The following is a 12,916-nucleotide window of genomic DNA, read 5'->3' on the forward strand; positions in this document are numbered from 1 at the left end:
CTAAGCAAACCATCCAAACACTAGCGTCCAACGCCGAATTCTTCCAATTCAAGAGATTCGAACTGAAGAGGATCGAACGCCTCGGCGAGAGAGAAGCTATCTTATACGTCAGGCAATGGACCTCCGATGGATCAGCGGCAAAAACCAGATGGTGGACGACGCGGGATTCCGGAGAATGGCAGTTTTTCGATTTCGAAGATCTGATGGTACCGATGCGATCCTCCAGCTTGGTCGCCGCAGCACTGCATCTTGCCCAAAATGCTCCACAGCTGATTCCGGCACTTCGTGAAGACATACAACATCTCAACCAGGCGAAGCTTGCCCTTTTTACAGAAGATATAGAAACGGCAAGAGCCTCACTGATTGAAATTGAGTCTTCGTCAACTCTTCCCAAACCCGTAAAAGCCTTCGTGCATATGATGCAAGGACTCGTTGCACTCGGCGATCTTGAACCGGAGCGTTGCATCGTCGAATGCGCCAAGGCAGAGTGGCTACATCCAGATTTTCCCGTTCTTAAATACTTACGCGCGAGAGCCTTAAATCAAGCTGAACGCTATGAAGATGCAATCGTCCAGTCACAACTTTTCCTCGAAGAGTTGGGTGGAGATGCGGATGCGAGCGCTGAGCTGGCGACATCGCTGCTTGGTCTCGAACGAAATGAGGAAGCTCTACAAGCAATTCGTGCTGGCCTGGATGATGATCCCAGTTCGATCACACTCTTGCTCATGCTCTTAGATTCGTTGCCGGAAGACGAGAAGCACGAATTCGCAGATCGACTCAAACAGCTTCCCGACGCCATCATGGAGATTGACGCTATCTGCGGTGATGCCTGGTATGAAGACGACATGTTGGAGCTGATGGTGAATGCGTTTCGCGAGATCGCTCCGGATGACCCAAGTGTGGCGTACTATCAAGCTCAAGTTCACCTGCTGCGAGAAGAGCCAGAACAAGCGGTCGTCGTTCTTGAACCGATCATGGGGCTTATTCATGATCGAGAAGACAGTGCTTATTTCGAGGAGTTTTACCGCTCCGCACTTCTGGCGTGTGGACGGTGGAATGAGGTCTATTCGGAAGCTGAAGATAAGCCTCAAGCGTTTCAATGGATTGCAGACGATTTCCTTTACAAAGACAAGAGGGAGTCGCTTGAGAAACTTATCGCTCGACACCGCGAGTTGTTGCCTGACGATCCAGAACTCCCCGGGTATGAGGGTCAACTGGCGATGCTGGAAGAAGATTGGCCCCGCGCAATTCGAGCGTTTCGTGAGGCAATCATGCTGCAACCTGATGACGGCTGGGATTATTCACTGGTTCGTGCGATGTATTACTCCGACCAGTCTCTTGAAGCTCTCAGAACTCTTGAACCAGTCGAGGATATTTTCGATCAGTTAATGAGCCTGGCCTGCTACGATGAATCACCGCGTCACGACTTAGTGGAACATCTTTTTCGCGAGTACAAAGAACGGGATCCAACAGGAACCGTGGGAGCGATTTGGCAAGCGCGACTGGCATATGACAATGCGGACTATGCTGCGGCGATCGATGTCCTCGAAAAGAATGCGGAAGCAGCCAGGAGCAACGAAAATTATCGATGGGAGTTTGATAACCTACTCGTGAGGGCCTTAACTCAAAACAGGCAATTCGACGAGGCTCAAGTGATAGCGCAACGAATCTATCAGCGTGATGAGGATCCATTCGAACTGGCAATTGTGGCTGCCGGTCGAGGTGATGTGAATGAGACCGAAAAATGGCTCTCGATACTAATTAACAAACATTACTACGAAACTTACGATTTATACTATGATGACATTATCGGTCCGGCTCTTAAAAGCGAAGCCTTCAGTAGAATCAAGAAGAAGTTCTCACCTGCAGAAGTTCTCATGGATTAGGTAAATACCATTTCCTGATGAAACATCCTGACAAACCACACAACAGAATCGAATTGGATTGAGGGCAACGGCGATGATCACCGTGACTTTCGATGTCTACGGTGCGGTAAAATTATTCTGCTATTTCATCACTTGCGTTTTCGAAAGTATTTGCAGGAGCGTTTGAAGTCGGATCGCTGGAATCGGTTCGCACTGAGAGATTTGGGTGAATGTCTTCGTTATCACCCCAAGTAACCACGAAGGGCGCATTGCTTGGCATTTTTGCGAGCGCTGGTTTGAATCGTAGGCCTTTGTCTTCGATTGCAAGACACTCTCGCGCAATACCGTCGAAGTTAACCTCGATCACGTCTCCGACACGAAAGAGTTCGTCGTGAGCCCATAGTGGCAACCAGTTGGTCCGGGCAGAGGTGTAGCGACGCGGGTCGATGGGCGCGATCGCGAGAGGAGCGTTTACGAACCCCGGATCACGATTTTCCGAATCGGCATCCATCCCGCTTGCCTGCTGATACTCTTTAAAATTGCGATGGAAGGCAGTGTCGCTGACCGCGATCTGCGGCTTCTCCGCTCGGGGTGAATTCCAGAAGATATTGTGGTTGGACTGAATCCCCTCGACTCCCTTAACCGACAGAGCGGGCTTCGAATGCCCACTGACCAGGATGTTATAATCTACCTTGTAACCGCTGGCGGTCATGTTGAAGAGCGATAGACCAGCAAAAGCGAACGTGTTTCCGGTCAATGTCGCATTCTTCGCGTTCTCCCAGCCGAACGTGATGGTCGTGCCCGTTGATCCGCAGCTGGTCGTCTCCTCAATCGTGATTCCGTCGGTCGACTCGAACATCATATGCTGCATGTTGGCCATCAATCGACAGCCACGAACTGTCAGGTTCTTGACTCCTCGGAAACACTGAATCCCATCCGCATGGTGGCCCGGTCTACCTTCTCCGAGGTGATGATGGATGAAGCAATCTTCAATCAGTATATCGCTGGACGAATCCGAAAGAATCATGCCATCCAGACGATTGGTCACTTCACAGCCACGAATCGTGCCATCCGTAAGACCGAGAGCCACCATTCCGACCGAGTTTCCAATGATGTCACAGTCACTCACTTCGAGCGTGGAAACGTTTCGAACCTGCAAACCGTATCCGAGATGCTCCTGATTGATGTTCGAGATCCGACAGTTGTCCACTTTTACACGCTGAGCATTTCGAATTCGAAGGACTGCCTCCGCATGCCCGCCAAACTCTAAGTTTTCAAGGGTGACATCTTCGGAGGAAACAAGAACCGAACCAATCGACACTCGTTCTGGGTCGTCACCGATCAAACGAATCGGCTTGCGGATCACGAAGTCTTCGATCTTGACGCCGGGTGCAATTCGGAGGACCGCTCCAGAGGACGCACTGGACACAACTTTGACCAGCGAATCACCCGCTTCAACCCGAATTTCTTCTGCGAAGACGGAACTCGAACCGGCCAGCAGACAAACCACAAAACAACATACGCCCCAACGAAACATGCAACTTCTCCAGCGAGAGTGAAAGCTTAAGTATAAGCGATCAGCTTCAATCGTCACGCCACTCGATCCGGGTTGAATTGTGTTCATCTTCCCGAGCTATGCTCCTCGCGATGACTTAGCCGCCTATTTAGAAACGAATATCGAACTTCTGCCAACCGACGGGCTGCGGGAAGTCGCCCTCATCAATCTGCATTCGTGAACTCACGAGCTCTGTTGGCGACTGATGAGTTCGTAGTCTTCCCAGTAAATGCCGTCTGGCTTGGTTTCAACGACGAGACCAGGCCCGTTCTCCCAATACTCTTCAATCAATACGCCCCCTTCTTCACATGAATAGCTTTTGGCGTCTTGCGAATTCGGCTGAATCACCTTTAGAACGACCGCTCTCCTGACGTTTCCAGTGCGGATGATGTCCCCCTCCCGCACTTCGTTTCCATCAGCATAGAAAAACACAACTGGGTTCATCGTTCATTCGCTCCTGGAACATCCATCACGTCAGTGCAAAGGCAGTCGGCCGGGAATGGATTATACGCCACGACTTGATAGTTGACTGTAGAAACGAAGTCGTTGACCGGATTCTAACGACCACCTCGCGAACATCGTCAGATCATAGAATTTGACGACAGATCAGCCATCAACGTCACTCTCACTTCTGACTCTTCCAACTCGCAATTACGTTTCAGGCAATTTTAGGTAGTCGAAATATCCGCCTGATGCTGAGATCAATTGAGTTCCCTGATCAGGTTGGAAAACCCCGTCAACACAAACTTGAACAGGTAGCCGATGATCCTCCACCTGGTGAACCACAACCTCAAATTGAACATCAACATTTCCGATCCGCTCTGACCAAGCCATGTTGTCGACGACTCGAAGCAAGCGATCAAGCGGAATTGAAGAGATGGTATCAACGAAGACTTCAATGGCAATTTGGTCGAGCCATTCCTGCATCCGTTTTACAGACTGAATCATCGTGGGGTCGAAGTTCATGCAACTGCCACTCAGCCTGAATGTTTTCTGACTTGCCGTGCCGCTTCCTCAAAATAGTGAGTGCCCCGTATGTTCAATCGTCGCATTCGATTAGGTTCGAACAGTGAATTCACAGAATTCAGCTACAACCAGAATTGGTACCATTTCTTGTTCCGTTTTCGCCATTCCAGGTCTCGAATTTCGATGAGTCGTTGTGCGAATGGAAGCAGATTGCCTTGTTCATCAAGTGTTACGACTAGATTGCCACTGTCATCGATGATGTAATCACAAAGTCCAGGATCATTACCAAGCTTAGAAATGATGGTGTGGTCACGTCCTCCGTACCGCAGTGCAGCAACACAGCAAACGCTTGCTGCACTGCAGGCTTTATCAATTTCTTCTGGTGTCGACGGCTGTCGAACGAAGTATGTATCACTGTTCTCATTATCGAGCACAGCGAGTAGCTCGGGCGCCTCGAGTTCAGGTGCCTCGCATGTTAATCAATCTCCAAACCATCCAGTTTTAGCATCCATCTGGACATCACCACAGGACCGATGGCCTGTTGTATAGAACGGCCCCTCAGCGTTTTTGGGAAAACGACGTGGATTCTGAAAATAGCCAGTATCCATTTCTGCTAGCCTTCTTCCGGATGAATCAGCAGTGCCAATGCGTCAAAAAGTCGACGATCATGTCGGAGCAATAATTGCATCGTGCTCTCATTCTAATCATCCGACTGCTCGTCCTGCTCTCCTATTTCCTGTTCCTTGATCTGAATTGCAATATCCCGACCAGAATTCCTGTCGTCACGAGAAATCCTGCACACCATTCCACAGTGATCTTTTCAACATAGCTAGCGAGCGCGATCTGCTCAGCGAGAGAGTTGAGTGATGGCGAGGTTGGAGAACGGGAGACTTGCCTAGATGGGAAAGCGATTGACAACGAGACAATGAGGCCAACAAGCATCCAGCATGATATCCAGGCAATCCAAAACCTCTTCCAACTCATAGCAGGTCCTTTGAATGACTTTGAACTCATCCACACTTTCACATGCAACCTTGTGAAATCGCTGCCGCAATTAGCTGTGATCGAGGTATTGGTCGCCATTCAACGGTAATAGATGTCCCTCCCAGTTCGGAAGTGGAGTTGCCGGGCGGGCAGTTAACTCCGGGAACTCAGGAATCCAACCACCGGACCACGGGTCATCTGTGTTCACAATTGGAACGTTCGGGTTTGCAGACCAATACCACGCCAACGTACTCGCACGAAGCCGCTGCCCTGCAAACGAAACCCAGCGAAGCCATTCTGCACGTCGCCTGCTCAGATTCTCTTCATTCAGATTTTCAACGAGATCTTCCCTTCCAGTCGCCATAGCATAGAAAGCAAATTTGCGACCATACCAAAGTGGAATTATTGGTGACATAGCTAGCGAAGAGAATTTACTTGAGGCGGCGCCGTCCGAGGAATGTGGCGGCAAACTCGCGAAGCTGCGCGAGAGAGAATCAAAGATGTGGATCAATTTGCATGACCCGTGTCTCATCTGATTGAGTGGCCATTGGAATAGAAGCAATCATCGCCCAACTTCCTAATGCAACAAATCATCCCTGTTGCGAATGTCATTCTCTGCCGACGTTTCCGAAGCTACCAGTCGTTGACACAAAGGTCAAGATTTTCCAATACTGAATGTTCGGTAAATGTATCGCAGGTTTGATCTGACTGAACCCTTTACGTGGACTGTATCCTTCTGGTTCAAAGTTTCTGAAAGAAAAATCTGTTCCACAACTTCAAGGCGGATGCGTGTGCCGTTGAGTTCAAGCAGTTACAGTTCCCAGAGTTGTTTGCAGTTTATATTGCAGTAGACATTGAGCCAAATTGTCGGCATTGAAGTAGAGCTATGATTCTCGGACAAGTTGAATCGATTCAGGTTGGTCGTCCTCGTCAATACGACGTTGAGGGCAAATCTGGAAGACCTTGGACGTCCGCGATCCAAAAGCAAACCGTGCTCGGTCGTGTGCATGTGGGGGCGACGAACATCGATGGAGATGAGCAAGCCGATTTGAAGCATCACGGTGGCCCTGACAAAGCTGTGCTTGCTTACTTTACAAACCACTACAAAGACTGGGCTCGTGAATTCCCCGATCAATCCTTTCAAGCTGGCGGATTCGGAGAGAACTTGACTGTTACCGGATGCAGCGAAGCGGACTGCTGCATTGGAGACATCGTGCGAATCGGTCATTGCAAGTTGCAAATTTCACAGCCGCGACAACCGTGTTGGAAGCTGGACCGATTTCGCAAACTGCCGAAATTGGCTGTCCGGGTCCAGAAGACCGGACGCACAGGATGGTACTACCGCGTTCTCCAAGAGGGGATCATCGAAGCTGGCTTGCCCATTGAACTGGTCGACCGACCATTTCCGGACGTCACCATCGCCTGGGCCAGTGAAGTCATGTATGCCAAGCCCCGGTCCACGGAAAACGATCTTCGACTGGCGGAGTGTGCTGCGTTGTCAGCGTCATGGAAAGAGACTTTCTTGCAGCGGGCAACGAATGGCGTCGAAAAGGATGCGTCAGCACGTCTCAACGGGACATAGCTTTCGTTGCCGATTTCCATTCTCACGCGGAAGCTGACGACCATCGGTTTGGCATTTGGCTACGCGCCTGCTACTGTCAATCGCCGATCAGCAAAACGAAGAATTCGTTCTGCGCGTCTTTGCCCTGTTCTCGATCCCACTACGATGCGAATTTCAGTTTGAGTCAGGATTGTCCATGAGATTGACACTTGTATTAATTATCGCCTTTTGCAGCCTCTCGTCGAATTCCGTGATAGGAAGGGAGCCGCAGTTTAAAAACGTGTCCTGCGAAGGAGTTTATCCTCATCACTTACAAGGGATCTGCACAGATGGCGAGTTTATCTACTGGTCCTTTACGACAACACTCGTTAAGACAGACCTCGACGGCAAGTTGCTGAAGAAGATTCCGGTTGTCAACCACCATGGCGATCTTTGCTTTCACGATGGCAAACTCTACGTTGCTGTCAATCTGGGCGAGTTTAACAACCCCAGCGGCAATGCAAATTCCTGGGTTTACATCTACAACGCTAACACTCTCGAAGAGACTTCTCGACACGAGGTTCAAGAAGTTTTTCACGGAGCTGGCGGAATGGGCGTTCGCAACGGCAACTTCTTTGTGGTTGGTGGTCTGCCGGACTCGATCGAGGAGAATTACGTCTACGAGTACAACGATCAGTTTGAGTTTCAGAAGAAACACATCGTCAAGAGTGGTCATACCCACCTGGGAATTCAAACAGCGACATTCGCGAATGATCGCTGGTGGTTTGGATGTTACGGTAGTCCGGCAATTCTGCTGGTCACCGACACTGAATTTCAAATGATCGGTCGCTATGAATTCAATTGTTCGTTGGGAATTGAAGGATTGCCTGATGGTCGATTGTTGTCTGCGAGCGGACATTGCGACAAAGCCACCGGGTGCAACGGTTCCGTCCGAATTGTGGTCCCCGACGAGGAAGATGGTCTTCGTTCATTGATTACTGAAGGAGACGCTTTGAAATGAACGGTGTACTCCACGAAGTTCGACTGGGTCGGCGCGCATTCCTGAAGCACGGAACACTCGTGCTGACAGCTGCTTCGCTGCGCTCGCCAGAGCTAATCGCCGACGAGAAAGTTTCCGCATTGCGTGTAGGTCTTGTCACTGATCTTCACTACGCAGACAAAGCACCGGCTGGAACGCGTCATTACCGAGAAACACTCGGCAAGCTGGAAGAGGCTGGACGAAAGTTCGAACAGGATCAACCCGCGTTTCTGGTGGAACTTGGCGATTTAATCGACGCTGCCGACTCAGTGGACGTTGAACAACGTTACCTCAAGACGGTCAACAAAGAGTTCTCTGCGATCTGTAATGATCGGCATTACGTCTTGGGGAACCACTGTGTGGATACTCTGATGAAAGAAGAGTTTCTGTCCGGTGTCGAGCAGGAGAAGTCGTACTACTCGTTCGAGCGAGGCGACATCCACTTTGTTGTGCTGGACTCCTGTTTTCGCAGCGACGGCCAGCCATATGGTCGGAAGAATTTTCAGTGGACGGACGCGAACGTTCCAATCGCAGAACTCGAATGGCTTGAGAGTGATCTCAAGTCGACCGACAAACCTGTCGTCGTCTTCGCTCATCAGCGACTCGATGTCAGCAATAATCACGGCGTGAAAAACAATGCCGAGGTGCGAAGAATCTTCGCTGGATCTGACAAAGTGCTGGCCGTCTTTCAAGGTCACAGCCATCAGAACGATCTAAAAGAGATCGATGGCATCCACTACTGCACTCTCGTTGCGATGGTCGAGGGGGAGGGGCCTGAGAACAACGGGTACTCACTCATCGACATCGAGCCTAGCGGAACCATCAGACTCACTGGATTCCGCAAGCAGAAATCTTACGACTGGAAACGTCAGAGATGAGCGTAAATCCCGGACGTTATCGTCACTACAAAGGAAAAGAGTACCTTGTCGTCGGCGTCGCCCGCCACAGCGAGACCGAGGAAGAACTTGTCGTTTACCGCACCGACTATGGCGATCGCAGCCTCTGGGTGCGACCGCTCGGAATGTTTGTTGAGACCGTCGAAGTGGACGGGAAACACGTCCCTCGGTTTGAATTCGTTGGTGAAGAGTAAATCACACATGGTCGCCGAGGCTAACTATCTCGCTGCCGCGATGACGGAGTGGCATTCCTGAAGTTCAAAAAATTGCTTTCCTTCGAAATCAGCAGAGGAAACTCCGACTATGACTTGGGGTGCAAGCTTGATGCGACTGCCCGAAGGGATGACCATCTCAGAGATGGCACAGGAATTCGGAGATCATTGGCAAGTCCCGATCGTCGGCTCCATTTCTGATGTCAGTGAATCCTTGCAGTAACTGTTTCCTGATGGCAAGCACGCGAAAAATGAATCCATCATCGAAATCGGAACGGCTTACGTTCGATTCACGTTTGGAAATCGAAAAGGTCTCGACGTCGTCGAATCGATTGGTGTCACCTCAAATGGTGAACCCGAATCCATTTCCGTGATCCGCACTGTTTGTGAAGAACTTGGTCTCAGAATGGTCGATCATCAAAACGGCGAAGTCGCCGACTTTCTTGAAGAACCGGAGCAGAGCATGGAAGACTACCGGGCTTTCCGCGACAGGGCACTTCGCAAAAACAACGAAGCGGAGTGAGCACCTCAATGAAGCTCGCAGCAATTCTCGTCTTCACTGCAGTCGGTGCCATGATGATGACCGAAGTGCTGCGATCGATCATCCACGCCAGACGCAAAAGTAAAGATGGCCTCGGAGGTACGCAGGACATCGCAATGTGGGGTACCATAATCAGCATCGCTTTGTTGATTGCCGCTGCGGTATCGGTGATCATGAGTCTTCTTGATTGAAGACCGATTCCCTTACCCAATACTGAGATGAGTATCTCAATTGCCAAATGAGCCAAGTCGAAAGCTTTCAAGAGAGTGACGGTATGATCGAGTTGGCTGGACTGACGAAGATTTACGACGGCAATGTCGTTGCTGTCGACCAGCTCTCGTTGTCTGTCGCTGCGGGTGAAGTCTATGGATTGCTAGGGCCGAATGGCGCGGGAAAGACGACGACGTTGCGAATGATACTCGGCCTCCTTGCTCCGAGTAGCGGCGAAGCCTCAATTCAAGGTTGTCGCGTCTCTAGCGAACCTCTCCGAATGAAGCGTCAAATCGGACTCGTGTCGGCCAGCGCTGGTCTGTATCAGTGGCTGACACCGCGCGAAACCCTGCATTATTTCGCAACCGCATATGGTTTGGATGCGGAATCGTCCACCGCACGAGTCACCGAACTCGCCGAAACAATGGATCTGACTGGGTTCCTCGATCGCCGCTGCCAAACATTGAGTACCGGTCAGACTCAGCGAGTCAATCTCGCACGCGCCCTGATTCATGATCCGCCGGTTGTCTTGCTCGATGAACCGACGAGAGGACTGGATGTGGTCGGCGCCAAGGTGGTCTTCGACTACGTTCAACTCTTGCGATCGACCCGAAAGGCGATCATTCTCTGCACTCACAAACTGGAGGAAGCAGAAAGGTTCTGCGATCGATTTGGCCTCTTGCACCGAGGGAAGCTTCGGTATGAAGGGACGTTGTCAGAACTTCAAGCCGCAACCGGTCAGCAGAATCTCGTCGACATTTTTCTTGATCTACTGAACAACGATAGCAACGGAAATCCCCCTAAGTTGCCGGATGACCGTTCGGAGCTGGAGCATGCATGAATCTCCATTCTGGTTTGCTGTTCGTCAGCAGCTAGAGTTCATACAGAAGGAACTGAGAGAGACCCTGCGTGACCGTCGGACGATCATCACGCTCCTGGCAATGCCACTGCTGCTGTATCCTCTGTTGGGGCTCGGATTTCGCTTTCTCGCCATCCAGCAATCAACTCGTGCGGAGCAGGTGTATCGCTTCGGCCTATCGACAGACACTGAAGCGCGCTGGCTGATGAAAGCCTTGAAGTCAGTGAAGGATCTCGATGACTCAGAAGGGGATGCTTCTGAACCAGAAATCGAAGTCCTTTTACCCAGTGATGACGAAACTTTTGATCTCAAGTCGGCCGTCATTCATTCGGTTGTTGACCTGGGAGTCAGCGTCGACTTTCTCGAATCTAGCGAGTCGAACTCAGCGATACCAACTCAAGCCAGTGTGACCGTCTATCAAAATCGAGGGTCACCTTTAAGCCGTGATGCCGCAGATTATCTGGAGAAGAAACTCGCTGCAGCCAATATTGAGATGATTAAGAACTGGGCAAAGCAGAATCTGCAGCAGTTCACGACTCCAATCACTCAATCTCTCGTCAAGCTCGAACCTCATGAGACAAGTTCCGGGATTCTTGGACTACTGCCTCTGGCCCTCTTGCTGATGACCGTAACAGGTGGCGTTTACCCAGCGATCGACTTGACCGCAGGTGAACGGGAACGGAACACACTCGAAACACTCATGGCATTGCCGGTTCCGCGGTTCCGGTTGTTACTCGCAAAGTACGTTGCTGTTGTCACTGTAACGCTCTTAACGGGACTCATGAACCTGACCGCAATGAGTGTCACCCTCTATGCGCTGCAACTTGATAAAACTCTGCTCGGAGATAGTGGCCTGACACTCGTACTGCTCGGGACACTGTTTCTCGTTCTCTCTGCCTTTGCACTCTTCTATTCCGCAGTCTTATTGCTGCTGACCAGTTCTGCTAAGAGCTTTAAAGAGGCACAAGCCTATTTGATCCCATTGCTATTGTTATCCATCGCTCCGGGACTTGTGATTGCGATGCCGGGATGGAGGGTCTCAAATGCCACAGCAGCGATTCCGCTCGTGAACATGTTGCTCCTGGCCAAAGAAGTTCTCGAAGGGACTGCGCCCCTGCTGCCTGCTTTAGTCTCGATCATTTCAACTGTGCTCTACGCGATCGCAGCCCTGGCACTGGCAGCCCAGGTCTTCGGGAATGATGCAGTCGCTATTGGAAGTCGAGGCAACTGGCAAGACCTAGTTCAACGTCCGAAGTCAGCGAAGGCTACTCCGTCAGTTGCTGCAGCATTGATCACACTTGCTGGTCTATTCCCAGCCTACTTCGTTATTTCAGGCATCCTCTCACGCGTATCGGAGGTCGCACCGTCCGTTCGCCTGATCTATTCAGCAGCGTTAACGGCGCTCTTGTTTGTCGGACTTCCCAGCCTGATTCTTTGGCACCAGAAGATCTCGTTTCGAAGCGGGTTACAATTGAAAAAACCAAGTTGGATTTTCCTGGCTGCAGCCATGCTGCTGGGACTTTCAACTTGGCCCCTGGTTTTCGAACTCGTATTGCTGACTCAACGTCTGGGGATTCGTGGCATCGATCCGTCGCAGATCGAGAACGTCGAACAACTGCTCGCTGGCTGGGAAACGGTGCCGACATGGCTCATCATATTAACGATGGGTGTCGTCCCCGGCATCTGCGAGGAGTGCTTCTTTCGGGGATATCTGTTCAGCGGGCTACGTCATCACTTTCAAGCATTCGGGACGATTCTGATCACCGCTGTCGCATTCGGCTTGTTTCATGTTGTATTAGCAGGGGGCGCCGCACCTGAACGATTGCTGCCCAGCACACTGATGGGAATCTTACTTGGCTGGATGAGATGGCGAAGCGGAAGTCTGATTCCGTCGATCCTGCTGCACGTTGTTCACAACAGCACGCTGATGATCGTCGTGCAAGCGCGTGACTCTCTCTCTCAATGGAACATCGGACAGAGCACAACTCAGAGCCTGCCAAAGACCTGGTTGATTCTGTCCATCATCTGCTTCCTGATCGGCACAGCACTGGTTCAATTCTCACAAAGAAAACAACCTCTGGTTGAAGAGGGTTGAGGGTCGGATCAAAATAATGCAGGAGAACTGAATTCGCACGACAGACAAACGTGGCCAGCGAGCAATGCTTCACAACAACGATAGAACCGCCGAAGCCCGAACAACTGCGATTCAGGCAACACAAACACAGTTCGTCTTGACCACACTCACATTG

At 50.9% G+C, this 12,916-nt stretch carries 13 protein-coding genes and 1 pseudogene; 9 read left to right on the plus strand and 5 right to left on the minus strand.

Features of this window, described 5'->3' with window-relative positions; genetic code table 11:
* Positions 1–1,886, plus strand: a pseudogene (locus tag AB1L42_RS22785) (hypothetical protein); the annotation flags it as partial.
* Between the two features lie 112 nt (positions 1,887–1,998).
* On the opposite strand, the gene AB1L42_RS22790 reads toward AB1L42_RS22785, so the two are convergent.
* The 5 genes from AB1L42_RS22790 to AB1L42_RS22810 form a co-directional block, all read right to left on the minus strand.
* Positions 1,999–3,402 carry a right-handed parallel beta-helix repeat-containing protein gene (locus tag AB1L42_RS22790; protein WP_367062108.1) on the minus strand — a complete coding sequence of 468 codons (1,404 nt, stop codon included), beginning with the start codon at positions 3,400–3,402 and terminating at the stop codon, positions 1,999–2,001.
* A gap of 201 nt (positions 3,403–3,603) precedes the next feature.
* On the minus strand, positions 3,604–3,864 hold the full coding sequence (locus AB1L42_RS22795) for a hypothetical protein (protein WP_367062111.1): 261 nt from the start codon (positions 3,862–3,864) through the stop codon (positions 3,604–3,606).
* A gap of 207 nt (positions 3,865–4,071) precedes the next feature.
* Positions 4,072–4,368, minus strand: a complete 297-nt coding sequence (locus tag AB1L42_RS22800; RefSeq protein WP_367062133.1) for a hypothetical protein — start codon at positions 4,366–4,368, stop codon at positions 4,072–4,074.
* 140 nt (positions 4,369–4,508) lie between these two features.
* Positions 4,509–4,820, minus strand: a complete 312-nt coding sequence (locus tag AB1L42_RS22805; protein WP_367062137.1) for a hypothetical protein — start codon at positions 4,818–4,820, stop codon at positions 4,509–4,511.
* A 620-nt stretch (positions 4,821–5,440) separates the two neighbouring features.
* A complete protein-coding gene (locus tag AB1L42_RS22810) occupies positions 5,441–5,785 on the minus strand; it encodes a hypothetical protein (RefSeq protein ID WP_367062141.1) in 345 nt (114 codons plus the stop codon).
* Between the two features lie 471 nt (positions 5,786–6,256).
* On the opposite strand from AB1L42_RS22810, the gene AB1L42_RS22815 reads away from it, so the two are divergent.
* From AB1L42_RS22815 to AB1L42_RS22850, 8 genes are all read left to right on the plus strand, one after another.
* Positions 6,257–6,952, plus strand: a complete 696-nt coding sequence (locus AB1L42_RS22815) for an MOSC domain-containing protein (protein WP_367062146.1) — start codon at positions 6,257–6,259, stop codon at positions 6,950–6,952.
* 259 nt (positions 6,953–7,211) lie between these two features.
* Positions 7,212–7,931 (plus strand): hypothetical protein, encoded by a 720-nt coding sequence (locus AB1L42_RS22820; protein WP_367062150.1) that lies wholly within the window; start codon positions 7,212–7,214, stop codon positions 7,929–7,931.
* On the plus strand, positions 7,928–8,827 hold the full coding sequence (locus AB1L42_RS22825; RefSeq protein ID WP_367062156.1) for a metallophosphoesterase: 900 nt from the start codon (positions 7,928–7,930) through the stop codon (positions 8,825–8,827). The genes AB1L42_RS22820 and AB1L42_RS22825 overlap by 4 nt, the downstream gene beginning before the upstream one ends.
* Complete coding sequence (locus tag AB1L42_RS22830) at positions 8,824–9,039, plus strand: DUF1653 domain-containing protein (protein ID WP_367062160.1); 216 nt, start codon at positions 8,824–8,826, stop codon at positions 9,037–9,039. Before AB1L42_RS22825 ends, AB1L42_RS22830 begins: the two co-directional genes overlap by 4 nt.
* Before the next feature lie 109 nt (positions 9,040–9,148).
* Entirely contained in the window at positions 9,149–9,280 is a 132-nt protein-coding gene (locus tag AB1L42_RS22835; protein WP_367062164.1) for a hypothetical protein, read from the plus strand.
* A 308-nt stretch (positions 9,281–9,588) separates the two neighbouring features.
* A complete protein-coding gene (locus tag AB1L42_RS22840) occupies positions 9,589–9,789 on the plus strand; it encodes a hypothetical protein (protein ID WP_367062169.1) in 201 nt (66 codons plus the stop codon).
* Between the two features lie 83 nt (positions 9,790–9,872).
* The gene (locus AB1L42_RS22845; protein ID WP_367062269.1) at positions 9,873–10,649 is read left to right on the plus strand and encodes an ATP-binding cassette domain-containing protein; all 777 of its coding nucleotides are present in this window, start codon (positions 9,873–9,875) and stop codon (positions 10,647–10,649) included.
* A complete protein-coding gene (locus AB1L42_RS22850; protein ID WP_367062172.1) occupies positions 10,642–12,762 on the plus strand; it encodes an ABC transporter permease subunit/CPBP intramembrane protease in 2,121 nt (706 codons plus the stop codon). Before AB1L42_RS22845 ends, AB1L42_RS22850 begins: the two co-directional genes overlap by 8 nt.
* Positions 12,763–12,916 lie beyond the last annotated feature (154 nt).

The organism is Thalassoglobus sp. JC818, from assembly GCF_040717535.1.
Classification (GTDB): domain Bacteria; phylum Planctomycetota; class Planctomycetia; order Planctomycetales; family Planctomycetaceae; genus Thalassoglobus.